18 protein-coding genes and 1 other RNA gene are annotated in these 23,409 nt (G+C 58.0%); 5 read left to right on the top strand and 14 right to left on the bottom strand.

The window, feature by feature from the left end:
• Positions 1-141 precede the first annotated feature (141 nt).
• The 11 genes from J2Y90_RS09600 to J2Y90_RS09650 form a co-directional block, all read right to left on the bottom strand.
• Positions 142-990 (bottom strand): hypothetical protein, encoded by an 849-nt coding sequence (locus J2Y90_RS09600; protein ID WP_253498875.1) that lies wholly within the window; start codon positions 988-990, stop codon positions 142-144.
• A gap of 477 nt (positions 991-1,467) precedes the next feature.
• On the bottom strand, positions 1,468-3,678 hold the full coding sequence (locus J2Y90_RS26610; RefSeq protein ID WP_253498878.1) for a restriction endonuclease subunit S: 2,211 nt from the start codon (positions 3,676-3,678) through the stop codon (positions 1,468-1,470).
• On the bottom strand, positions 3,675-5,135 hold the full coding sequence (locus tag J2Y90_RS09610) for a type I restriction-modification system subunit M (protein ID WP_253498881.1): 1,461 nt from the start codon (positions 5,133-5,135) through the stop codon (positions 3,675-3,677). The genes J2Y90_RS26610 and J2Y90_RS09610 overlap by 4 nt, the downstream gene beginning before the upstream one ends.
• Positions 5,136-5,223: 88 nt before the next feature.
• Positions 5,224-7,590, bottom strand: coding sequence for an EcoAI/FtnUII family type I restriction enzme subunit R (hsdR, locus tag J2Y90_RS09615; RefSeq protein ID WP_253498884.1), 2,367 nt, complete (start codon positions 7,588-7,590; stop codon positions 5,224-5,226).
• Positions 7,591-8,096: 506 nt separating this feature from the next.
• Positions 8,097-8,485, bottom strand: a transfer-messenger RNA (tmRNA) gene (gene ssrA / locus J2Y90_RS09620).
• Between the two features lie 98 nt (positions 8,486-8,583).
• Complete coding sequence (locus J2Y90_RS09625) at positions 8,584-8,862, bottom strand: hypothetical protein (RefSeq protein WP_253498886.1); 279 nt, start codon at positions 8,860-8,862, stop codon at positions 8,584-8,586.
• Positions 8,863-8,991: 129 nt separating this feature from the next.
• A complete protein-coding gene (locus J2Y90_RS09630; protein WP_253498889.1) occupies positions 8,992-11,802 on the bottom strand; it encodes an FAD-binding and (Fe-S)-binding domain-containing protein in 2,811 nt (936 codons plus the stop codon).
• Entirely contained in the window at positions 11,799-12,470 is a 672-nt protein-coding gene (locus tag J2Y90_RS09635) for a LutC/YkgG family protein (RefSeq protein WP_253498891.1), read from the bottom strand. The genes J2Y90_RS09630 and J2Y90_RS09635 overlap by 4 nt, the downstream gene beginning before the upstream one ends.
• The gene (locus J2Y90_RS09640; protein ID WP_039759593.1) at positions 12,467-13,924 is read right to left on the bottom strand and encodes a LutB/LldF family L-lactate oxidation iron-sulfur protein; all 1,458 of its coding nucleotides are present in this window, start codon (positions 13,922-13,924) and stop codon (positions 12,467-12,469) included. The genes J2Y90_RS09635 and J2Y90_RS09640 overlap by 4 nt, the downstream gene beginning before the upstream one ends.
• Entirely contained in the window at positions 13,921-14,745 is an 825-nt protein-coding gene (locus tag J2Y90_RS09645; protein WP_253498894.1) for a (Fe-S)-binding protein, read from the bottom strand. The genes J2Y90_RS09640 and J2Y90_RS09645 overlap by 4 nt, the downstream gene beginning before the upstream one ends.
• A 161-nt stretch (positions 14,746-14,906) precedes the next feature.
• On the bottom strand, positions 14,907-16,601 hold the full coding sequence (locus J2Y90_RS09650) for a lactate permease LctP family transporter (protein ID WP_253498897.1): 1,695 nt from the start codon (positions 16,599-16,601) through the stop codon (positions 14,907-14,909).
• 263 nt (positions 16,602-16,864) lie between these two features.
• On the opposite strand from J2Y90_RS09650, the gene J2Y90_RS09655 reads away from it, so the two are divergent.
• Positions 16,865-17,632, top strand: a complete 768-nt coding sequence (locus J2Y90_RS09655) for an FCD domain-containing protein (RefSeq protein WP_253498900.1) — start codon at positions 16,865-16,867, stop codon at positions 17,630-17,632.
• A 117-nt stretch (positions 17,633-17,749) separates the two neighbouring features.
• On the opposite strand, the gene smpB is transcribed toward J2Y90_RS09655, so the two are convergent.
• Positions 17,750-18,232, bottom strand: a complete 483-nt coding sequence (gene smpB, locus J2Y90_RS09660; RefSeq protein ID WP_007953781.1) for an SsrA-binding protein SmpB — start codon at positions 18,230-18,232, stop codon at positions 17,750-17,752.
• Between the two features lie 119 nt (positions 18,233-18,351).
• Between smpB and J2Y90_RS09665 the strand changes: the two genes are divergently transcribed.
• The 3 genes from J2Y90_RS09665 to J2Y90_RS09675 are packed head-to-tail and all read left to right on the top strand — an operon-like array spanning position 18,352 to position 20,504.
• On the top strand, positions 18,352-19,755 hold the full coding sequence (locus J2Y90_RS09665) for a sodium-dependent transporter (RefSeq protein WP_253498904.1): 1,404 nt from the start codon (positions 18,352-18,354) through the stop codon (positions 19,753-19,755).
• 7 nt (positions 19,756-19,762) lie between these two features.
• The gene (locus J2Y90_RS09670; protein ID WP_016771773.1) at positions 19,763-20,197 is read left to right on the top strand and encodes a type II toxin-antitoxin system RatA family toxin; all 435 of its coding nucleotides are present in this window, start codon (positions 19,763-19,765) and stop codon (positions 20,195-20,197) included.
• Positions 20,190-20,504 (top strand): RnfH family protein, encoded by a 315-nt coding sequence (locus tag J2Y90_RS09675; RefSeq protein WP_253498907.1) that lies wholly within the window; start codon positions 20,190-20,192, stop codon positions 20,502-20,504. The genes J2Y90_RS09670 and J2Y90_RS09675 overlap by 8 nt, the downstream gene beginning before the upstream one ends.
• A 61-nt stretch (positions 20,505-20,565) precedes the next feature.
• On the opposite strand, the gene J2Y90_RS09680 is transcribed toward J2Y90_RS09675, so the two are convergent.
• Positions 20,566-21,093 carry an outer membrane protein assembly factor BamE gene (locus J2Y90_RS09680; RefSeq protein ID WP_253498909.1) on the bottom strand — a complete coding sequence of 176 codons (528 nt, stop codon included), beginning with the start codon at positions 21,091-21,093 and terminating at the stop codon, positions 20,566-20,568.
• A gap of 97 nt (positions 21,094-21,190) precedes the next feature.
• On the opposite strand from J2Y90_RS09680, the gene fur reads away from it, so the two are divergent.
• Positions 21,191-21,595, top strand: coding sequence for a ferric iron uptake transcriptional regulator (gene fur / locus J2Y90_RS09685; RefSeq protein WP_016771770.1), 405 nt, complete (start codon positions 21,191-21,193; stop codon positions 21,593-21,595).
• Positions 21,596-21,671: 76 nt separating this feature from the next.
• Here the strand turns inward: fur and recN are convergent, their stop codons facing one another.
• Positions 21,672-23,345 (bottom strand): DNA repair protein RecN, encoded by a 1,674-nt coding sequence (gene recN, locus J2Y90_RS09690; RefSeq protein ID WP_253498911.1) that lies wholly within the window; start codon positions 23,343-23,345, stop codon positions 21,672-21,674.
• Positions 23,346-23,409 lie beyond the last annotated feature (64 nt).

The raw sequence follows: 23,409 nt of genomic DNA on the forward strand, positions 1-23,409 counted from the left end.
GCGCGGGCGAACCGTAGTTTCTTGAATGAGCGGGGGGACTTTACAGGCTGTCCCGGCTGGGCGCAGTGAAGAAAAATTCATGTCGCTTCTGCCAACCGGGTTGGTGTCCCGCCAGTCGATCTTCAGCGCACGATCAAAATATCAGCGCCCATACAGCACCGTGTTCATCAACGCATTGACCTGATTTGGCATCGTGTGGATCAACCAGTCGAAAGCAAGACCCGAGGTAAGCAGGTACGCGAGAACCAGCAGGATAGGCATGAAAATGATGTTTTTGCGCAGATTGGCGTACTTGCGGGTTTTTCTGGAAAGCCAAGGTTCGTGAGTGCCGTTGTTATTGGCATGTGCACCCGCGACGATGAAGTAGGTTGAAAAAAGCATCATCCGAAGGCTTGTGTAAATAAGCAGGATCACACCCGACAGGTGCAGCAAAAACCAATGCATATCTAGCAAGACGAATTTTTCCATTATCCCCGTCAGTCCCTGCTCATTGATGATTCGCTGGCCGTTTTCGAAATTTGGCGGCGCCTGTGTGGGCATGAAAGCTTCGTCGGTGACATACGTCGCGGCCACGCAAAATGCCAAGCAAAACAACAGCGCAACGACCCACTTAATACCCGCGAAAAAGCCCCGGTAAAGGCTATGCAAGGTTCCGCCGGCCCACAGTGAAATGGTGAACAGCGTGATCCAGGAAAGCAGGTTGAGTATCTCGGCCCGGAAAAACACATAAATCAGTCCGGCAATCACCATCATCATGCAGATGACTGGAGTCATATCCTGGCTTGTGCTGGCGGCGTTCACGCCCGGCGGTGGATTGACCACCGTGTTGAAGGTCAGGTTTACCGAATGGCCCGGCTGATTGGCGGATTGTGGAGAATCGCCTTTCAGTACCCGATCCAGAATGGCTCCCAGAATCAGGCCGAGGATGGTGAAGAACGCCGATATGTAGATATCGACTTCCTTGGATTGGATCGTTTCGATGAAGCTCATGGTTTATTGCCTTCCTTGTGCAGGTTGAGTTTCCACATGCGAACCGGTTTTCTCTGCGAGGCGTCCAGCCAGTCGCGGGATGTTAAAGGGATGGCTTTGGTTTTGCTATCACACAAGCGCACTCGCCTTACAGCCAAACTGGTTTCGTAAATTGGAGAATGAGCCGAAGCCGTGCCGCAGCCCCCAGCGTCTTTTAGTACGCGTCGAACATCACAGCCACCGGAGGGCTTGAGAATGTGAAGGAAATGACGGCCATTCGACTAACTCCAGATGCGAAAAGCCCGCACTGGGCGGGCTTTGTCGTTGAGAGTTGCTGGGCCGGGGTAATCTGAATTGAGTTCTTAGCTATTTGATTTAATTTATTAATGTGAGTTTTTATATTTCTTTGGGATACCAACTGGAATACCGCGAGAGCTTGGATTGAGCAATATGCTTCGTATCCGTATCTCGCAGAGGGCGGCCAGAAGGATCATCTGTTTACTCGAAACCGGGCAAGCTGAGCATGCCACCCTTGGTGCGCTTGCCAAAGCCGGTGGGCAACAGAATTTTGTGCTTCTTCATCTCTGCGAGTATCGCCAACCATTCGGTTTTGCCAAAGCGCAGCTTGGTGTCGTTCCAGCTATGCATGACTTCGTCCACGATGGATTCATCGGAAACCGGCCGGCCTTCGAGAATAAAGTCGTTCCAGACGGCATAGAGCGTCACAGTCATTTCGCAGCGATCTGTATCCCAGTCCCGCATCAGCTCAATGACTTGCTCAATAGTGGCCTGCTCAGTGGCCGACCAGGCACTGTAATACCCCTGCCGATGCTGCCCTGCTTGCGGAAGCGGGCGGTAAGCATGGCCAACAGTCTCGCGCTCTACGCGCTCATACCACTGATGGGTTTGCAGCTCCCCTTCAATCGTATTCATCAACTGGCGATCATGGGGGCCAGCAGCATCGCGTAGGTAGTCACCCTGAATAGCGGCAAGCCTGGCCGCGTGCTCGGCCAAGTAAATTACTTTCTGCAGCTTGCGTTGGCCGAAGGTGCGTTGGCTATGCAAACGATGAGTGATTTCTGCTGCGAGCAAGGTCCGGGCTGTAAGCCGATCGGTGACTATGGGGGCCTGTAAGGCATCCTTGGCAAGGGCTCGTTCGACCAGGGTGGTGGACAACTGGCCGGCCAGTTGACGGCTCTGGGTTAGGCGGGTTTTGAGTTGGTCGCAGAGGGCCATGAATTGATTGACTTTGGCGACGATGCGGTGTTGTTCGCTAAGTGGAGGAAGCGGTACCGGATACTTCGCCAACTTTTCGCCGGAGAAATGTTTAATCGTAGCCCCGGTGAAGAATTGATTCAGATACCCAGAGTTAGTTGCGGTCCTTAAGCAAAACTGAAGAAAAAAAGGCGAAATACCAAGCCAGGGCCGTGCACGGTGCAGTGCTTTCTGGATGAACATATCTTCAATATCGCCCTCCCAGACAGCACACCGTCCAGGTTCTCCTCCTTCGCAAATTACTAAGTCGCCGGGGGTAACTCGATATTCATCAAGCTCCTGTTCTTCAAATCGCATGCTTTTGAGATCGTCGATCTCAAAGTTAAACCACTGAACGTTGGTGTTGCGAAGATATGGTCGCAGTTCGCCTTTGTTCTTGGCTTTATCAAGCATCTTTCCAAGACGGGTATTTGAGATCGAGTCGAAGCGCACCCATTTCCAGCCTGAAGGCAAAGCATATGGTTTTTCTTCTTCGTCGACCTCTGGCAATGATTTCTGCTTCTTGAGCTTACCTTCCCTAACCAACCGTGACTTTTCCTCTGCGATGCGCTTGAGCAGGTCGCTTGCTGTTTCATCGTTGGGATCTTGCGGTACCAATTTGCCCATAACGGCAAGTTGCAGCAGGGTTTGTTTGAGGGGCTCGACACTGCGTTCAGTAGTGAACAAGGTGTGGAAGTGTTCAGCCAGGCGCTGCCAGTTGGTGGCGAAGTCTGTGGCGTTGCTGGCTTGGGTCAGGCTGTCGAGCAGCGTTTGTACCAGTTGAGCATGGGCGCTTTCGGCGTCGGCTTGCCTGGTTTCCAGGCGGTCGCACAGGGCCATCAGTTCATCAACTTTACGTTGTGCTGAAATTGGTAACAGAGGTACCGGAACATCACCAATTTTCGCAACAGTCAAACTGACGTTTGCAGTGCCGACCATTCGACTTACCAGCAACTCGTCCTTGAAGGTGCTGAGATATGCATGAAGATACCTAGCTGATAGTTGCTGCGTATCTTTAGGTTGCACGACCGCAAGGATACTCCCAACGGCGTACTGTCCGTCTTGAAAGTGGACACGTTTCAGGCTGGCGTCACCGTGACCGGTCGATGACACCATTGGAATCATCACCCCCGGCCCTTCAAAATCAAAATGATCCGAGCTACCTCTGGCTTCGGCAGTAACAACCAGAGGAAATGGCCCCGGCACCGCATCCTTGATCCCAGTCTTGCCTTTGGTGATTGTTGCAACGGACGCCAACAAACGAGTTGGTAGACGGGCGAGCAAAGCGTTTAACGCAAACGCCCTGTAATTTTCTTGATCGGATTGTGGTGCTGTTGAGGATTCACTTTCTAGGTAATGCCCAGCAACGGTGGCGAAGAGCGCACGCCTCAACGCGGTGAAATCTTGGCATGCAACAAGAATTTCAAGTGCTTGGTCAACTACGGAGTTACTCACTGAAAGCACTCCGCAAGAATGGACTTCAGCTTATCGCGTAGTTCGCCAATCTCGCTTTGCAGCTTGGCGTAGTTGCGCATTAGCTCGTCCGGATCATGGCTGATCTGCTCACCGATATGTGGGTTTTTGCAGTCGAGGTTCCAGTTACGCGCTTGCAGCTCCTCGATGCTGATCTTCCAGGCAAACTCGCCTTCCACCCGTGCGGCAAAGCCATCGGCCTCACAGCCCCACCAGGCTTCTTCCACTGCGAATTCTTCGATGCGCATGGGACGGGTCTTGGAGTAGTTCTTCACACCGGCCGGGTACTGATGTTCGTAGAACCACACCTGCTTGGTCGGTGTGCCTTTGGTGAAGAACAGCAGGTTGGTTTTGATACCGGTGTAGGGGTTGAACACACCGTTGGGCAGGCGAACGATGGTATGCAGGTTGCACTCGGTCAGCAGCTTTTCCTTGATGCGGCTTTTGATGCCTTCGCCAAACAGGAAGCCATCGGGTAGTACCACAGCGGCGCGGCCACCGTCTTTGAGCAATTGCATGATCAGCACCAGAAACAGGTCGGCAGTTTCGCGGGTGCGGAAGGCTGCGGGGAAGTTGTTTTCAATGCCATCTTCTTCCATGCCGCCGAACGGCGGGTTGGCAACGATGCAATGCACGCGCTCGCTCGGGCCCCAACTAATCAGCGGTTTGCGTAGGGTGTTGTCGTGGCGAATCTGATTCGGCACCTCGATGCCGTGCAGGATCATATTGGTGGTGGCCAGCAGGTGCGGCAGCGGTTTTTTTTCCACGCCGAAGATGCTGGCCTGCAGGATGCGGTCGTCTTCGGCGGTTTCTACATAGCGGCTACGCTTATGCTCAATGGCGCATGTGAGAAAGCCGCCCGTACCGCATGCCGGGTCCATAACCTTTTCGTCCAGCTTTGGGTCGACCATGCGTACCATGAACTCAGTGACCGGACGCGGGGTGTAGAACTCACCAGCGTTGCCCGCGTTCTGTAGGTCACGCAGCAGTTGCTCATAGAGGTTGCCGAACTCGTGGCGTTCCTGGGCTTTGTTGAAGTCCACGCCCTCCTGAATCTTATTGATCACCTGGCGTAGCAACTGCCCAGACTTCATGTAGTTGTAGGCGTCTTCAAACACGCTGCGCACTACGAAGGCTGACGGCGTGTTGCTGTACTCGTGCAGGTTCTGCAACTGGGGGAACAGGTTGTTGTCGATAAAGTCCTTCAGCGCATCACCGGTCATGCCTTCCGGGTCGGCGGCCCATGTACGCCAGCGGCAACTGTCGGGAATGGGCGAACGATAGCTGTCGTCCATCAGCTCCCATTCCAGCTCGCGGTCATCGAAGATCTTCAGGAACAGCAGCCAAACCAACTGGCCGATACGCTGGGCGTCGCCGTCTACGCCAACGTCTTTGCGCATGATGTCTTGAATGGACTTGATGGTGGAGCTAATGGACATGAAGTTCTCTCAACGCGTACCGCAAGGGGGGCGAAATTCTACAGGATAGTGTGGACAGCTGCTTTGACAGGTCGTCGGTGGTTGACCGTCAACTGGCGTAAAGCTCGTCTTCCAGTTCGTGGATGGCCTGGTTGTAGCCAGCCTTGCCGCCGAAGGCTTTGACCAATTCCATGGGTGCACCGAACTGGCTAAAAGGGTCAAGCTGAAGGATTTTAATGTCCTCGATATGCTCGATGCCGGTATCGGCATATTTATCCAGCAGCGCCTCCAAGACCTGGCGGGCGGCACCGGAATATTTGGCGAAATAGTTGCGCTTTTTCACCTGCTCGGCTCGCTCGCGGCGGGACAGGGCGGGCTGATCGAAGGCGACGTGGCAGATCAGATCGAACGGATCGAGCGGTTTCCCCTGCTTCTTTTCCACTTCTTCGGCCAAGGCTTCCCACATCACACCCTGAACGGCCATTTCCTCGATGATAACTTTCTTTTGCTCGGCGTCACTCCAGCGACGGAGGAAGTCATCCAGCGAGGTGAACTGCTTTTTTACACAGGTGCGGGTGTAGTCGTGGAGCGATTCGGTAATGAGACGTCCATCCGGACCGTAGTACTGCACGCGCTCGGCAACGACGTAAATCGGGACGGTATCGATCACGTACTTAATGCGTTTTTTGCCATCCTCTTCGCCGGTAAACTCCAGTCCATCACCGTCGTTGTCGCCGCCTGCGATGATGCCGTCTTCGTCTCCCTGCGGATCGTCTGGTGGCACGGGCGAGTCATTAGCGTCGGGGGCGAAGATCACCACTGGATCACCATCGAAGGCCGGGTCGGCAAACAGCTCGGTAGCCTTTTTGAAGTCCATGATGGTGAACCAGTACTTACCGTAGTCCTCGTTGATGCGAGTGCCGCGGCCGATGATTTGCTTGAACTCGGTCATTGATTTGATGTGCTGGTCGAGCACGATCAGCTTGCAGGTCTGAGCATCGACGCCGGTGGTCATCAGTTTGCTGGTGGTGGCAATCACCGGGTAGCGTTCTTCCGGGTTGATAAAGTTGTCCAGCTCGGCTTTGCCTTCCTGGTCATCACCGGTGATACGCATGACGTATTTGCGATTCTCGGCCACGCGCTCAGGGTTGAGGTTAACCAAGGCCTGGCGCATGCGCTCGGCGTGGTTGATGTCGTCGCAGAAAACGATGGTTTTCTGAAACGGATCGGTAGCCTTGAGAAGTTCGGTAACCTTCTGCGCAACCAGTTGGGTGCGCGCCTCGATAACCAGGGTGCGGTCCATGTCTTTGAGGTTGTAGATGCGGTCTTCGATCAGCTCGCCATTTTTATCGAGCATGCCTTTGGGCGGACGCCACCCTTGCAGGTCTTTGTCGAAGTCTATGCGGACTACTTTATAGGGAGCGAGGAAGCCGTCCTCGATGCCTTGCTTCAGCGTGTAGCTGTAAATCGGCTCACCAAAGTAAGTGATGCTCGATACCTCTTTGGTCTCCTTCGGTGTGGCGGTGAGGCCGACATGGGTGGCGCTGGAGAAGTAATCGAGGATTTCCCGCCAGGCGGAATCCTCGGAGGCGCTGCCACGGTGGCATTCGTCGATCACGATCAGGTCGAAGAAGTCGCGGGAGAACTGCTTGTAAATGTTCATCTCTTCATCAGTGCCGGTGACGGCCTGATAGAGCGACAGGTAGATCTCATAGGAGGTATCGATCTGGCGTTTGGCGATTTTGGTCATCGCCTGGCCGAAGGGCTTGAAGTCGTTGTTCTTGGTCTGGTCGACCAGGATGTTACGGTCGGCCAGAAACAGGATGCGTTTCTTCTGTTTCGATTTCCACAGCCGCCAGATGATTTGGAAGGCTGTGTAGGTCTTGCCGGTGCCCGTAGCCATCACCAGCAGGATACGGTTTTGACCGCGCGCCACAGCCTCGACGGTGCGGTTGATGGCATTCATCTGATAATACCGAGGCATGCGCCCGGAGCCGTCGTCGTAGTAGGGCGCTTCGATCTTGTGCTGGGCTGTCGTATCCAGCCCCTTCCACTGGCAGTAGCGGTGCCAGAGTTCGGCAGGGCTAGGGAATTGATCAAGGGTGAGTTCGGTTTCTACCTGGCTACCTGTGCCACTGCGGTCGTGAAACAAGAAGCCATCTCCGTTGCTGGAGAACACGAACGGCACGTCCAGCGCCTCTGCATAGCCCAGGGCTTGTTGCATGCCGGAGCCAACGGAGTGCTTGTTGTCCTTTGCCTCGACCACAGCGATAGGCAGGTTGGCCTGGTGGTAGAGGATGAAGTCTGCGCGGCGTGCTTCGCCACGGCTGTGAAGTTTGCCTCGGACGATAATGCGGCCTTTGGTAAAGCTGACTTCCTCGCGCACCTGCTTGTGCATGTCCCACCCGGCTTGTTGAACGGCTGGGGCGATGTACTTGCTGCAGATGTCCCGCTCGGAAAGCGACTTTTTGTCCATAACCCCAATTCCCTTTAAAGCCGGCCTGGTCGCTCCATTCCGGCACTGCTGATCGTGCTCAATGGGCGTAAATGTACCTCTTTTAATGATGGCACGGGGAGATCAGGCGTGATGATTGAGGCGGTAGGGAGATGAGCTGGGCAGCGGCGACGTGCGGCTTCTGATTGTCTACCTAGGATCGTTCACTAAGACGGACCCAAAATGACTCGGATGAATAGGCCCACAGGCGAATCGTTGGTACTGATCAGCTTTCGACGGCGTGCATCACCTACTTGGCGAAGCATGCTCGGTCGTTCTTGATTCTGATACTCGGACGGGAACAGCGCCGGATCGTCGGGGATGGCTTCCAGCATCAAGTCCGTATTCGACATATACACGCTTGCCGAGAGGTGTCAGTGCCAAAGGTTCAATTCGGCGGATATGCTAGAGCCCAAGGCACTGAAACCATTGGTTTCCTTAATCCCAGCCACAAAAAAAGACGCCCTAAGGCGTCTTCTTCATCGAGTTGGTGGAGCCGGGGGGATTTGAACCCCCGTCCGCCAGTACTCCGCTGTCGGTACTACATGCGTAGCCGTGTCTATTAAGTTAACCCTCAGCGACCCGACGGGCAGGGTGCTTTGGGCGAGTTGTGTAAGTTTTAGCCGCTTCGTCCACAACGTACTGCACGGCGATTCTGTTCTATATGACAATCATTTCGGGTTTACAGACATCCCCTGATGATTGCTGGACCCGAAGGTACCAGGAGCATTGTCAGCTGCAATTAAGCAGCGAGAGCAACACCGTATTGGTCGTCATTGGCAACTATAAGTAGTTGCAACAGTGGATTTACGACTTCTGTTACCAAGTCGGCATGCACCTAGAGTTTCGCAACCGGCGTCGAATCCTAAACGGCCCCGAACTCATTGCCCGGTGAATCTGATCGGCCAACAAGCGTGCACAGTGTACGTCAATCTGCCGACGAGGCCAACCCGCAGGTTGGCCCGTCAGCATGGATCAGTTGTTGGTGCCGGTGGCTTTGCGCAGTTCCACGATGGTTTGCGAGGTTTCCGCAACGCAGTCGTCGATTTTGCCTTCGGCTTTGAGCGATTCGGCCCTGGTTACGCTGGCTACGGCGCGCTGGCTCAACTCCGGATTAGACGACAACTGCCCTTTGGCGTTGTTGATCGTCTGGATGTTGGCATCGCACAAATCGGCAGGCTTGTCTGCGGCGAACGAAGTGGACGCCATCATCGAGGCAGTAACGAACAGACCTAACAGTACAGAACGCTTCATGTGTATCTCCTTGAACTGAGGGATCCAGGCTTCGCTGACCGCTGCGCGAGCCACCGAATGGAGGAAAAGCCCCGATTTGTCGGGGCCTGTTCTGTGGATTGCCGTCTCGCTCAAGAGTTCTATTTTTCTTCAGACGACTTTTGCCCGCGTCACCCGATCCACCAGATAAACCAGCCCGTGGTAGTCGATGCCACCGTGCTGGGTCAGGCCGATTTCGCAGGTGCGGCTGGTGGAAATCCCCTCGCTGCAGTGCTGCACGGCGTCCTTGAGCGTACGCAGTGAATGGCTGTTTAGCTCCGGGGTGGTGAAGCCTTTGTCGCCGGCAAATCCGCAGCAATGTATGCCTTCGGGAATCACCACGGTGGTGCTGCATTTGCGCGCCAGATCGATCAGCGCCTGGCTTTCGCCCAAATGTTGAGTGCTGCAGGTCACGTGGACGGCAATTGGCGCTTGCTGGGGTGTGAAGTCCAGACGATCCAGCAGATGCGTACGGATGAAGCGCACCGGATCGTACAGATCCAGTCGCGTTTCGCCGATGTCCTGAACCAGTCGCAGCGTACACGGGCTGGTGTCGCAATAGATCGGATCGAGGCCGCCGCGGCTGGCGTGGAGCAGGGCGCTGATCAGTTCCTGGCGCTTGTGCTCGGCCTGTTCGGCGTAGCCTTTGGAGGCGAACGGCTGGCCGCAGCAGAGGTTGTCCTGGTTGTCGGGAAAGACTACCTGGTAACCGGCCTTTTCCAGCAGGCCACGGGTTTTGTCGTACAGCGACATCTGTTCTTTGTCGCCCGCCGCCGGGCCCATGACCCGCGAGACGCAAGCAGCCAGATAGACCACGCGCGGGCGCTCGTCCGAAACGCTCGGGCTGAAGCGAATGGCTTTTTCCGGTTGTGGCATGGCGTTGGTCCACAACGGCACCTGGCCTTTGGACAAGCGCGTAAGCGTTGCCGACAACTTCGCCAGACGCGGCGCCCCGAGCATTATCCGCGCGCCATTGGCGACGTGCAGGGTGAAGCGCGCGCCTTGCAGGGTTTTGGCGAAGTTTCCTTCGATCCAGTCAGCGGTTTTCTGGTGTGTAGCGTGTCTGCCACGGAGCTTTTTCACCAGCTCGCCGGTATTGATGCCTACAGGACAGCGTTGCGCGCACAGGCCGGTCGCGGCACAGGTGTCGATGCCTTGGTAGTCGAAGGCTTTTTCCAGTTCGGTGGTGTCGACGCCGGCGCGTTTTTTCGCCTGGATATCGCGCCAGATGACGATGCGCTGGCGCGGGCTCAGGGTCAGGCCTTTCGATGGGCAGACCGGTTCGCAAAAACCGCACTCGATGCACTTATCCACAATCTCGTCCGCCGCCGGCAGCGGTTTCAGGTGCTTGAGATGGATCTGCGGATCTTCGCTTAGCACGACGTCCGGATTGAGAATGCCGTTGGGGTCGAGCAGGCGTTTGAGCTGCCACATCAGTTGATAGGCGTCGCTGCCCCATTCGAGTTCGACGAACGGCGCCATGTTGCGCCCTGTGCCGTGTTCGGCCTTCAGCGAGCCACCGAATTCCACCGCGACCAGTTGCGCGACGTCGTCCATGAACGCTTGGTAGCGTGCGATTTCTTCCGGGCTGTTGAAGCCTTGGGTGAAGACGAAGTGCAGATTGCCTTCCAGTGCGTGTCCGAAAAGGATCGCTTCGTCGTAGGCATGTTTGTCGAACAGTTCGATCAGGCGATTGACGCCGATCGCCAGTAGTTCGACCGGGAAGGTCACGTCTTCGATGATCACTGTGGTGCCGGTTTTGCGCACGGCGCCAACGGCGGGGAAGGTGTCTTTGCGGATGGCCCAGAGTCGGGCGTTTTCCACCGGGTCTTCGGTGAAGTCGACCTGCTTCTCTACCGGGAAAACGCGCAGCGACGCCATGATTTGCGCCAGTTGTTCCTGCAGTAATGTCGACGAGGCTGCGCGGGATTCGATGAGCAGCGCGCAGGCATTTTCCGACAGCCGCTGTACGAAAGCCGGCATGCCTTTTTTGTCCTGCACGGAACGCAGACTACGTCGGTCGAGCAGCTCCACTGCGGATACCGGTTGGCTTTTCAGCACGGTGACGGCGTTGCAGCACGTCTCGACATCGGGGAACACGATCAGCGCCGAGGCCTTGTTCGGGTGATCGATGACGGTGTCGTAAGTCACCGCACTGATAAAGCCGAGGGTGCCCTCGGAGCCGACCAGCAGGTGGCTCAAGATATCCACAGGCTCGTCGAAATCCACCAAGGCATTGAGCGACAGGCCGGTGGTATTTTTCAGACGGTATTTGTGGCGAATTCTCGCGGCCAGTTCGGCGTTGGCGCGGGTCTCACGACCTAAAGTCGCCAAGCGTTCGAGCAGTTCGCCGTGGCTTGAACGAAATGCCGCGACGCTGGCAGGGTCCTCGGTGTCGAGGCGCGTGCCGTCGGCCAGCACCAGACGAATCCCGGCCAAGGTGTGGTAGGTATTTTGCGCGGTGCCGCAGCACATGCCGCTGGCGTTGTTGGCGACAATGCCGCCGATCTTGCAGGCATTGATCGACGCCGGGTCCGGGCCGATCTTGCGCCCGAACGGTGCCAACCAAGCGTTGGCTTGCGCGCCGATTACTCCCGGTTGCAGGCGGATCTGCGTGCCCTGGCCGCGAATCTCGCGAGCGTTCCAGTTATCCCCGAGCACGATCAGCACGGAATCGCTGATCGCCTGCCCGGACAGGCTGGTGCCGGCGGCGCGGAAGGTCACCGGCACGTTGTCACGCTGGGCCAGTTGCAGCAGCGCCACCACTTCGTCCTCGGATTCGACGCGGATCACCAGTTTCGGGATCAGTCGATAGAAACTGGCGTCGGTACCAAAGGCCAGGGTCGACAGCGGATCGTCGAAGCGCCGCTCTGGCGGAATCAGTCGCTCGGCATCACGCAGGAAAGCGGCAGGAAGACTCATTGATCCTCCAGAATCAGCACGACCAGATCTTTCGGGCCATGCGCGCCGTAGGCGAGGACTTGTTCAATATCGGCGGTTTTCGACGGGCCGGAGACCAGCAGCGCGTTGGTCGGCATGCCTTGCGCCCATTCGAATTCCTCTTGCACCTGATAGAAGTTGTCGCGGATTTCGCTGGCCTTGAGCAGGGCGAAATGTACCGGGGGCACCAGGCTCATCAAGCGTGGTTCTTCACGGGTTGGCCAGATGATCAGGCTGCCGGTCGCGGCGATCGCACCGAGGGTGCCGGTGAGGCTGGCCGGGGTGTCGTTGAACAACTCGGCTTTCCATTCTTCCATCCGCCGGTCGTAGGATTTCAGTGCTGGCAGCTCGGGATTATTCGCCCAGTGCTGTGTGATGCGCTGCCCGTGCGGTGTAGTCGGAGCGATCAGCAGGCTCGGCAACTGGCGGTCGCGCAGCAGTTGCGCCAGTAATGACGGCCACTCGGCACCCGAGGTCAGGTGGATTTCGGTGTGCACCGCTTCCATCAGTTTGCGCAGTTGCGGGATGCGTTGCTCGGCGCTGTAGGTGTAGGGCTGGGTGACCAGATCGACGTCGAAGTTATCGGCGATTGGCGTGGTGCCGGTCAGACTTTTCCGCAGTTTGCCGAGGATATTTTGCTTGGCGCTCATCGACGCTCTCCCTGTTTGCCCAGATGCTCGCGGGCCATGTCATGCAACGAACGCGCGGCGGGTTTTGGTGCGCTGTGATTTTGCGTCCATGGGCCGACGTTGCTGGGTGTCAACGCGCGCAGGCGCGTGGCAAAGAAAGCGAAGATTCGGTACAGGGTCGGCGAGCTATTGAGCCTGGCCCAGGCGTTCCAGATAAAACGCTCCTTGCGCGAATATTTGCTGCCCTGGCCGCGCATCACCTGATTCGGCGCGTCCGGGGCTTTGACGTTTTCTTCGCGCAGACGGCGCAGGATCGCCGGGATCGGAATTTTCACCGGGCAGACTTCACCGCAGGCGCCGCACAATGAGGACGCGCTCGGGTGGTCCGGAACCTTGGCCAGGCCGACCATGTGTGGGGTGATGATTTTGCCGATCGGCCCGGGGTAGACCTCGCCATAGGTGTGGCCGCCGACGCGGGTGTACACCGGGCAATGATTCATGCAGGCGCCGCAGCGGATGCAGTTCAGGGTCTGGCGCAATTCACTGTCGGCGAAGGCCTGGCTGCGACCGTTGTCGAGCAGCACCAGATGCACTTCCTGCGGGCCGTCGAGTTCGTGTTCCTTGCGCGGGCCGGAGATCATGTTGACGTAAGTGGTGATCGGAATGCCCAGCGCCGAGCGCGTCAGCAGTGACAGCAGCGGCACCACGTCGCGCAGGTTTTCCACGACTTTTTCAATGCCGGTCACGGCGATGTGCACCGGCGGCACGGTGGTGGTCATGCGCCCGTTGCCTTCGTTTTCCACCAGCAGCAGGGTGCCGGTTTCGGCCACGGCGAAGTTGACGCCGGAGACGCCGATGTCGGCTTCGAAGAATTTCTGCCGCAGGACCCTGCGACCGATCTGAATGAGTTGGTCAACGTCCTTGGTGTACTCCACGCCAAGTTTGTCGTGGAACAAGGACGCGACCTGACCGGCATTCTTGTGGATCGCCGGCATAATGATGTGTGAAGGCTTCTCGTGGTCGAGCTGGACGATGTACTCCCCCATGTCGGACTCCAGGCATTCAATGTCCCGAGCCTCGAGGAAATGGTTCATCTCCATCTCTTCGCTGACCATCGATTTGCCCTTGATCACTTGCCGCGCCTCGTGAGCGCGGATGATCGATAAGACGATGCCATTGGCTTCGTCCACCGTTTCCGCCCAGTGCACTGTCACACCGTTGCGGGTCAGGTTCTGTTCCAGTTGCTCAAGCAGGTCGGGCAACCTGGACAGCGCGCGGGCCTTGATCGAATTGCCCAGTGCGCGCAAGTGTTCTCTTTCGTGGGCATCGCTGAAAGCCGCTGCCCGCTTGGTCATCAGTGAATCCATGGCAGTGCGGAAGTTGTTCCGCAGCTGCTGATCACCCAAAGCGTTGTGCGCCCGGGTGCGGAAATCTTCTTCTACGGCGACCGTAGGAATAATCGTCGAGGTGCTCATTGCGCACCTCCGGTTCGCTGCCATAAGAAGCTGGCGAGATGTTGCCCGCGCAGCGCTTCTTTTTGTTTCTCCAATGCGCCGTTGATGTTCATCAAACAGCCACAGTCGGCGCTCAACACCTGATGCGCGCCGGAATCCTTCAGCGCTTTGGTCTTGTCAGCCACCATCGCCCCGGAAATGTCTGGCATACGGACGCTGAATGTCCCACCAAAGCCACAGCATTCGCTTTCGTGGTCGTGATTGACCCGCTCCACGTTGCTCAACTGCGCCAGCAACTCGCGACCGTGCAGGTGGGTGTTCATTTCGCGGCGTGCCGAACACGATGTGTGCAGCGCGACTTTCACCGGCTCGCCGCTGTCCTTGAGCTGCACCTTGCAGACAAACAGCAGAAACTCGGCCAGTTCATAAGTGCGAGCCGCAAGGGCCTGCACCTGTTTCAACGTCTCCGGCTCGTCCTTGAACAAGTCGGCGTAATGCTCGCGCAGCATGCCGGCGCAGGAACCCGACGGCACCACCACCGGATAATCCCCGGCAAACAGCGCCAGTTGCGAGCGCGCTACCGTCCGCGCCTGCTCGGTGTAACCCGAGGTGTAGGCCGGTTGGCCGCAGCAACTCTGCCCTTGCGGATACTCGACCCGGATCCCTTCGCGCTCCAGCAGATGGATCGCGTCCATCCCGGCTTCGGGGTAGAACAGGTCGACCACACACGTGCCGAACAGGTAGACCCGCGACGGTTTCTCGCTGGGGTATTGCCGAGGTTCGGGCAGTGGCGGTGCCACGCGGGTCGCGTTCGGCACAGCGTTGTAAAAAAGCTCGCTCATCAGGCGTGTCTCCGGGTGGGCCCGGTTATCCGTCTGCTGCGGCTGCCGAATATAAAGCGCGTTGCTTTCAGCAGCCTTACAGACCCGGTGGTGAATTGCTGACGCCGGATCACGGGCCGGCGTCGGTTATTTCCGTCTTTCTTGTAGGCGTCTTGTAGGTTTTAGTGCACCAGCATGCCGGTGAACCAGTAGGCCTGAGCCAGGGTGATCAAACCGACAATCGTTGCAAAGAATAGGCTGTGCTTGAGGGTGAAGCGGAACAGATCCGATTCCTTGCCGACCAGACCGGTCGCGGCGCAGGCCACGGCGATCGATTGCGGCGAGATCATCTTGCCGGTCACGCCGCCGCTGGTATTGGCCGCCACCAGCAAGGTGTCGTTGACGCCGATCTGGTGCGCCGTGGTCGCTTGCAACGAACTGAACAGCGCGTTCGACGAAGTATCCGAGCCGGTGAGGAACACGCCCAGCCAGCCGAGGAATGGCGAGAAGAACGGGAACGCCGCGCCTGTACCGGCCAGCACCAGGGCCATGGTCGAAGACATGCCGGAGTAGTTGGTGACAAAGGCGAACGCCAGCACCATGCCGATCGACAGGATCGGCCAGCGCAGTTCATAGAAGGTTTCTTTCAAAGTGGTCAGACCAGTTTTGAAATCGATCTTCAGCACCAGCATCGAGATCAGCGCGGAGAAGAAAATCGCCGTGCCGGTGGCAGAAATCGGGTCGAGTTTGAACACCGCAGGAATCGCGGTCGGGTTGGCTACGATCGGCGCAGTCTTGATCACCAGTTGATCAAGGTGCGGAATGGCGAAGTTGAACACCCAGCTGTACATCGAGCCGCCGGCGGCGAACATCGCTTTGAAGGGCTTCAGCGTCCAGATCGTCACCAGTATGGTGAGGATCAGGAACGGCGACCAGGCTTTGAAAATTTCCCCGAGGCTGTAAGGCGAAGCCACGGTGGTGCGCTTCTGGCCGAAGCCACCAACGCTCGCGGTCACCACCGAAGCAGAAACAGCACCAGCGATATGTTGGCCGGCGGCGCGTTTTGGCTGCCAGACTTTCAGGAACAGGGTCAGCGAAATCAGGCTGGCCAGCGCCGAGGTGATGTCCGGCAGTTCCGGGCCGATGAAGTTCGAAGTGAAGTACTGGGTGATAGCGAAGCTCAAACCTGCCACCAGCGCGGCCGGCCAGGTTTCGCGCACACCGCGCAGGCCGTCCATCATGAACACCAGCCAGAACGGCACGAACAGCGACAGCAGCGGCAGTTGGCGACCGGTCATGGCGCCGATCTTGAAGGCGTCAATGCCAGTGACCTGACCCGCAACGATGATCGGAATACCCAGCGCGCCGAACGCCACCGGCGCGGTGTTGGCGATCAGGCACAGGCCGGCGGCGTACAGCGGATTGAAGCCCAGGCCTACAAGTAGTGCGGCAGTAATCGCGACCGGCGCGCCGAAACCGGCGGCACCTTCCAGAAATGCGCCGAAGCAGAAACCGATCAGCAGCACCTGCAGGCGCTGGTCATCGGTGATCGACAGAACCGAGCTGCGGATCACCTCGAACTGACCGCTCTCCACCGTCAGCTTGTAGAGGAACACTGCCGCGACAATGATCCAGGCAATCGGCCACAGACCATAAGCGAAGCCATAACCGGCGGCGGCGAACGCCATGTCCACCGGCATCTGGAAGGCGAAAATCGCCACGGCAATCGAAAGCGCAAGGGTGATGCTGCCGGCCACATGGCCTTTGAGGCGGAACACCGCCAGGGCGAGAAAGAAGAACACGATGGGAATGACGGCCGCGAGTGCGGAAACGCCGAGACTGCCGAGCGGGCTGTAGAGCTGTTGCCAGGTTTGCATAGTGGGGTGGCCCCTAATTGTTGTTGGTCAGGCACTGTCAGCGTATTTGGATAATTGGTAAGACCAATTTACAAGCGCTGTTGGCTAGGGTAAAAGCCTTGGCGTAGGTGTGTCAATTTGCCGCCCTGAAACTTTCGTCGAAGATACGGTGCAGGGGGCAACTGATCCGCTTTGGCGAAGTAGCCTCTGGCAGGTGTCGGCGGCGCGCGGATAGGCCAGAATAGACAGCCCGGCGAGCGGTCGGGATCGTGGAGAAATGAGTTATGGGCTTTGATCAGATACGTCAGCGCCGTTTGTCTGACGATATTGTCGAGCGCCTCGAAGGGATGATCCTTGAGGGCACGCTGAAGTCAGGCGAGCGGCTGCCGGCCGAGCGCACCCTGGCCGAACAATTTGGCGTATCACGCCCGTCGTTGCGCGAGGCGATTCAGAAGCTCGCGGCCAAAGGCTTGCTGGTCAGCCGCCAGGGCGGCGGCAATTATGTGGTGGAGGGCCTTGGTTCGACGTTCAGCGATCCGCTGTTGCAATTGCTTGAAAGCAATCCCGAAGCGCAGCGCGATTTGCTCGAGTTTCGCCACACCCTGGAAGCATCGTGCGCCTATTACGCCGCGCTGCGTGCGACCGATGTCGACCGTGAGCGCCTGACCGCCGCGTTCGAAGAGCTGCAGGACTGCTACTCGCGCCACGACGAAGTCAGCCGGGCGGAAGAGGGCGCGGCGGATGCTAAATTTCATCTGGCGATTGCCGAGGCCAGCCACAACGCGGTGTTGTTGCATACGATTCGTGGTTTGTTCAATCTGCTCAAGCGCAACGTCGTGACCAACATTGGCGGCATGTACAAACAGCGCACGGAAACCCGCGACATGCTGATCGCGCAGCACCGGGAATTGTATCTGGCGATTATCGAAGGGCGTGCCGAGCAGGCGCGCGAGGTGTCCAGCCGACATATTCTGTATGTGCAGGAAGTGCTGGAAGAGGTGCGTCAGGAGGTGCAGCGCATGGCTCGGGCGGAGCGGCGCAAGGGGATGTGATCAGGCGTGTTTGTGTTGATGCTGAAATAGCTTTCGCGAGCAGGCTCGCTCCCACATGGAAATGCATTCCTGATGTGGGAGCGAGCCTGCTCGCGAATTGGCGCTAAAGGGGAAAGATCAGTCTTCCTTGCCCTTGTTGCGCACCGCACGCTGCAATTCACGACCGGCGTCGCGCTCGCGCTCGGTGTCACGCTTGTCGTATTCCTTCTTGCCCTTGCCCAGAGCGATCTCGCACTTGACCATGTGCTTGCTCCAGTACCAGGACAGGCAGACGCAGGCGTAACCCTTTTGCTGCACGGCGGCGGCGAGCTTGTCCAGCTCGCGGCGGTTGAGCAGCAGTTTGCGTGTGCGCACCGGGTCGGCGATGACGTGAGTGCTCGCGGTCATCAGCGGCGTGATGTGGCTGCCGAGCAACCACGCTTCGCCATCCTTGAGCAGGACATAGCTGTCGACCAGCTGCAACTTGCTCGCCCGCAGACTTTTTACTTCCCAGCCGGCCAGGACCAGACCAGCCTCGAACTTGTGCTCGATGAAGTAATCGTGTCGCGCCTTTTTGTTCTGCGCGATGGTCCCTGTTGGGTGTTTCTTCTGTTTAGCCATAGGGGCGGCATTATATGGAGTTGTTCGGCTGTCGGCTACGGTGTTGCTGCGTGCTTGAGCAGGTTGAGTGAATCCCGGACAATGCGGCCTCTTTTTCTAACGCTTGGGCGTGATAAACGATGTCGACAGACAAGGTTTCTGTCCACGGCAGTTGGGCTAGCCGCTGGGTATTCATACTCGCCGCGACCGGTTCGGCCGTGGGACTGGGTAGTATCTGGAAGTTCCCCTACATGGTCGGGGTCTACGGTGGCGGCGCCTTCGTGCTGATGTTCCTGGCCTGCATCGCGCTCATCGGTGTCCCGGTCATGCTCGCGGAAACCCTGATCGGCCGGCGCGCCCGGCAGAGTCCGGCGAACGCCCTGAAGGTGCTGGCGCTGGAGGCGGGGCACTCGGCCAAATGGTCATGGGGCGCATTTGCCGGGATGATCACGGCCCTGCTGATTCTGTCTTTCTATAGCGTGGTCGGCGGCTGGTCGCTGGACTACATCGTCGACATGGGCCGGGGCGATTTCCAGGGCGCGACGGCCGATCAGGTCGGCGCCTATTTCGGCAATGTGATCTCCAATCCATGGCGCCTGACACTTTGGCACACGATTTTCATGCTGCTGTCGGCCTACGTGATCGCCAAAGGTGTGGTCGCCGGGCTTGAGCGCAGCTTGCGTATCATGATGCCGCTGCTGTTCGTGATGGTGTTGGTGTTGCTGGGTTACAGCATGACCACCGGGCATTTCATGGAAGGCGTGCATTTCATGTTCGACTTCCACCCGGAAAAGGTCCTCGACGGCCTGCTGCCAGCGATGGGCCACGCGTTCTTTTCGCTGAGCGTTGGCGTCGGCTCGATCATGATCTACGGCGCCTACATGCCGAAGAACACCTCGCTGTCGGGCACGGTGGTCGGCGTTGCGCTGCTGGATACTTTCGTATCGCTGGTAGCCGGTCTGGCGTTGTTTCCGATTGTGTTCGCCGCGGGCCTGAACCCGAGCGAAGGCCCGGGCCTGATGTTCGTCAGCCTGCCATTTGCTTTTGGTAACGTATTTCTCGGCCAGTTGATGGGCGTGGTGTTCTTTGTGCTGGTCGCGGTGGCGGCCTGGAGTTCGGCGATTTCCCTGCTCGAACCGATGGTGGCGTACCTCGTTGAACGCACCAAAGTCAGCCGCGCGTGGGTGACTTTCTGGCTGGCGTTCACCTGCTGGTTTGTCGGTCTGGGCACGGTGTTCTCCTTCAATATCTGGAAGGAAGCCAAGTTTTTCGTGAACGAAGGCGGGGTGTTCAGCCTCTACCAATGGGGTGCGCAGAGCGGTCTCGACTTCTTCGGTGTGATCGATTTCTTCACCTCGCGGATCATGTTGCCCCTCGGTGGCTTGTGTTTCGTGCTGTTCGCGGGATGGGTGATGGGGCGTGAAGCGGTGCGGGATGAATTGTCCATCCGTAACCCGGTTCTGTTTGCCCTGTCCCTGTTCTTGATGCGCTACGTGGCGCCTATCGGCATTCTTGTAGTCTTTGCCGCTCAGCTCTGGAAGTAACGCTTACATGACGACACATATCCAACGATCCGCGCTTCTGCCGTACCCGGCGCAATTTCTCTACGACCTGGTCAACGACGTCGCGCGGTACCCGGAGTTTCTGCCGTGGTGCTCGGAGGCCGAAGTGCTGGAAAGCTCCCCGGAACACATGCGTGCCAGTGTCGGCGTGGCCAAGGGCGGGCTCAGCCAGCATTTCGTCACACGCAATACGCTGGTGCCGGGGCAATCGATCGAGATGAACCTTGAAGAAGGTCCGTTCACTCAGTTGCACGGCATCTGGGTATTCAAGGCGCTGAACGAGAAGGCCTGCAAGATCAGTCTGGATCTGTCGTTCGATTATGCCGGGCCGCTCGTGCGCGCAACTCTGGGGCCGTTGTTCAATCAGGCGGCTAACCAGCTGGTGGATGCTTTCTGCCAGCGCGCCAAGCAGATGCATGGTTGAGCCGGTGATCGAGATAGAAGTCGTCTACGCGGCGGTTGATCGGCAGGTTCTTCGTGCGATCAGGGTCGCTGAAGGCGTTAGCGTTAGGGCGGCGGTGCAGGAATCGGGCATCGCAGCCGAGTTTCCTGAGCTGAATCTGGCGGAGTGCCCGCTGGGGATTTTTGGCAAGGTCGTGACTGACGCGGATTCTCGCCCTGTTAAGGCGGGCGATCGCATCGAAATTTACCGGCCGCTGCTGGCCGATCCCAAGGAAGTGCGACGCCTGCGCGCGGCGAAAGCGGCTGAGGCGAAAGCACGCAATTCTTGATCAAGCCAAACGGCAGGCAATAAAAAACCCGGAATGTCCGGGTTTTTTATTGCCTCGCGAATTACTGCGGCGAGGTGTCCAGCGGTTCTGGCGTCGGAACCGGTACGGTTTCCACACCATCGACGTCCTTCTGGATCTGATCCAGCAAGGAGCCTGGTTTGGCTGGCTTCTCACCTTCTGGCTTCTCGGCGTTTTCAGCAGGCGCGGTAACGTTCGTGCCGCTGTCCTTGCCGAGAATGGCTTCGTCACGGCTCACGCCCGGCATGAAGTCACCCGACAGGCTGACAAGCTGGTCGTTGGAATTGAAGATAACGCTGATTCGTTCCTGCTGGCGTTCACCGCCACCCGGTTGCAGGCTGTACAGATAATCCCAGCGATCGGCATGGAACGTGTCGGCAAGCAGAGGGTTGCCCATGATAAACCGTACTTGCGGCCGGGTCATTCCCGGGCGTAACTGGTCTATCATGTCCTGCGTGACGACATTGCCCTGCTGGATGTCGATTTTGTAAACCCCGGGGAATGAACAACCGGCGAGTGCGAGCAGTCCCACAAAGGTGAAACTGGTTAGCAAGAGCTTGGTGTTTTGCATCGGTGGGCGACTTCCACTATCTTGGCTGGGACAACGTAAACGCCGATCATACCCGCATTAAGAGAAGCTGCGAAGCAGCATCGCGAGAAAGCTGACCATGGTTGAAAATAGCGAACTACGCAAAGCCGGCCTCAAAGTGACCCTGCCACGGGTCAAGATCCTGCAAATGCTCGACTCTACCGAGCAGCGCCACATGAGTGCCGAGGACGTCTACAAGGCGTTGATGGAAGCTGGTGAGGACGTTGGTCTGGCCACGGTTTACCGTGTACTGACCCAGTTCGAAGCGGCCGGCCTCGTGGTCCGCCACAACTTCGACGGCGGCCACGCGGTCTTCGAACTGGCTGACGGTGGTCACCACGACCACATGGTCAACGTGGAATCGGGTGAAGTGATCGAATTCTTCGACGAAGAAATCGAAAAGCTTCAGAAATCGATCGTCGAGAAGCATGGCTTCGAGATGGTCGATCACAATCTCGTACTGTACGTACGCAAGAAAAAGTAAGCATGTCGCGCGAATTTCACATTCGCGAAACGAACGAAGGCGACCCAAGGGTCGCCTTCGTGCTTTCTACCGTTTGTCAGGCCTTGGCGGTCACCACCATTTTTTTCGCGTGAGCCAGGGATTCTTTGGTCAGATCGATGCCACCGAGCATGCGCGCGACTTCTTCGATACGTTCGTTCTTGCTCAGCTTGGCGACGGCGGTGTGAGTCGCCTTCTCGTCGCGGACCTTGTGCACGAACAGATGTTGATGACCCTGCGCCGCCACTTGCGGCAAGTGGGTCACGGTCAAGACCTGGCCGCGATCACCGAGACGCCGCAATAGCTGCCCGACAATCTCCGCAGTCGGCCCACCGATACCCACATCCACTTCGTCGAATACCAGCGTTGGCACGCGGGAGGTCTGAGCGGTGATTACCTGAATCGCCAGACTGATCCGCGACAGCTCACCGCCGGACGCGACTTTTGCCAGCGCCTTGAGTGGTTGCCCAGGGTTGGCGCTGACCAGTAATTCGACCTGTTCCAGCCCGTTCGGCAGCAACTCGTCGCTGCTGTTGGCTTTCAGTTCGATGGTGAAGCGGCCACCGGGCATGCCCAGGCGCTGGATTTCCTGCTCCACTGCACTGGCGAGACTGCCGGCCGCCTGATGACGAAGATCGCTCAGCTCGCGGGCTTTCTCTTGATAGTGACGGGCGTAGGAGGCCAGTTCTTCGCCCAGGCGCTCGATGGACTCATCGTTGGCGTTCAGGGTTTCGATTTCATCGAGCAGCTTCTGCTGCATTTCGCCGACTTCGGTCGGCTGGATCCGGTGTTTACGCGCCAGGGTGTAGATCGCGTCGAGGCGCTCTTCCAGGTATTGCAGGCGAGCCGGGTCGGCATCGAAGTTGTCGAGAAAGCGGTTGAGCTCGCCGACCGCTTCTTCCACCTGAATCTGCGCGCTGGTCAGCAGACTGCTGGCTTCACCCAGGGCGCCGACAGAATTGTTCACGCTGGCCAGGCGGTTGAGGCTGGCGGTCAGCGCATTGAGTACGTTGCCGGAATCGCTTTCGCTGCACTGCTCGACCACTTGCCGGCAAATGCCCAGCAAGGTTTCGGCGTTGGTCAGGTTCTTGTGTTCCTGCTCCAGCTGTTCGAGTTCGTTTTCGCCGAGGCCGAGGTTTTCCAGTTCTTCGAGCTGGTAGCTGAGCAGTTGATGACGTGCGCGTTGTTCATCGCCGGAGTTGGAGAGGCGCTCCAGTTCCTGGCGGGTCTGGCGCCAGCGCTGTGCGGCAAGTTGCACCTGACGCGCCAGATCGGTGGCCCCGGCGTACTCGTCAAGCAGGCGGCGATGGGTGTCGGTTTTCAGCAGTGATTGATGTTCGTGCTGGCTGTGGATATCGATCAGCAGCTCGCCAAGGGCTTTGAGGTCGCCAAGCGGGCAGGGCGTGCCGTTGATATAGCCGCGCGAACGACCTTCGGAGGTGATGACCCGGCGCAGGATGCATGGCCCGTCGTTTTCCAGGTCGCGTTCGGCTAGCCAAGCGCTGGCTTCTGGGATATCAGCCAGGTCGAACGTCGCGAGAATGTCGGCTTTATCGGCTCCCGGGCGGACCACGCCGCTGTCGGCGCGATCGCCCAGGGTGAGGCCCAGGGCGTCGAGCATGATCGACTTGCCGGCGCCGGTTTCCCCTGTGATCACGCTCATCCCGCGATCGAGTTCGAGATCGAGATGTTCGACGATGGCGTAGTTGTGTACGGACAGGTGCACCAGCATAAGGGCCGCTCCCAGGCTTGAGGTCTGGTTATTTATACAGTGTTTCGTTCAGGCCTGACAATGC

The organism is Pseudomonas koreensis, assembly GCF_024169245.1.
GTDB classification, from domain to species: Bacteria; Pseudomonadota; Gammaproteobacteria; order Pseudomonadales; family Pseudomonadaceae; genus Aquipseudomonas; species Aquipseudomonas koreensis_F.

Coding starts and splice junctions, on each gene's coding strand:
- J2Y90_RS09635 (WP_253498891.1), bottom strand. CDS start 12,470: ATGAGCGCCAAGCAAAATATCCTCGGCAAACTGCGGAAAAGTCTGACC.
- fur (WP_016771770.1), top strand. CDS start 21,191: ATGGTTGAAAATAGCGAACTACGCAAAGCCGGCCTCAAAGTGACCCTG.
- J2Y90_RS09675 (WP_253498907.1), top strand. CDS start 20,190: ATGGTTGAGCCGGTGATCGAGATAGAAGTCGTCTACGCGGCGGTTGAT.
- J2Y90_RS09645 (WP_253498894.1), bottom strand. CDS start 14,745: ATGAGCGAGCTTTTTTACAACGCTGTGCCGAACGCGACCCGCGTGGCA.
- J2Y90_RS09655 (WP_253498900.1), top strand. CDS start 16,865: ATGGGCTTTGATCAGATACGTCAGCGCCGTTTGTCTGACGATATTGTC.
- J2Y90_RS09665 (WP_253498904.1), top strand. CDS start 18,352: ATGTCGACAGACAAGGTTTCTGTCCACGGCAGTTGGGCTAGCCGCTGG.
- recN (WP_253498911.1), bottom strand. CDS start 23,345: ATGCTGGTGCACCTGTCCGTACACAACTACGCCATCGTCGAACATCTC.
- J2Y90_RS09680 (WP_253498909.1), bottom strand. CDS start 21,093: ATGCAAAACACCAAGCTCTTGCTAACCAGTTTCACCTTTGTGGGACTG.
- J2Y90_RS09625 (WP_253498886.1), bottom strand. CDS start 8,862: ATGAAGCGTTCTGTACTGTTAGGTCTGTTCGTTACTGCCTCGATGATG.
- J2Y90_RS09630 (WP_253498889.1), bottom strand. CDS start 11,802: ATGAGTCTTCCTGCCGCTTTCCTGCGTGATGCCGAGCGACTGATTCCG.
- J2Y90_RS09650 (WP_253498897.1), bottom strand. CDS start 16,601: ATGCAAACCTGGCAACAGCTCTACAGCCCGCTCGGCAGTCTCGGCGTT.
- J2Y90_RS09670 (WP_016771773.1), top strand. CDS start 19,763: ATGACGACACATATCCAACGATCCGCGCTTCTGCCGTACCCGGCGCAA.
- J2Y90_RS09640 (WP_039759593.1), bottom strand. CDS start 13,924: ATGAGCACCTCGACGATTATTCCTACGGTCGCCGTAGAAGAAGATTTC.
- J2Y90_RS09610 (WP_253498881.1), bottom strand. CDS start 5,135: ATGTCCATTAGCTCCACCATCAAGTCCATTCAAGACATCATGCGCAAA.
- hsdR (WP_253498884.1), bottom strand. CDS start 7,590: ATGGACAAAAAGTCGCTTTCCGAGCGGGACATCTGCAGCAAGTACATC.
- J2Y90_RS09600 (WP_253498875.1), bottom strand. CDS start 990: ATGAGCTTCATCGAAACGATCCAATCCAAGGAAGTCGATATCTACATA.
- smpB (WP_007953781.1), bottom strand. CDS start 18,232: ATGGCTAAACAGAAGAAACACCCAACAGGGACCATCGCGCAGAACAAA.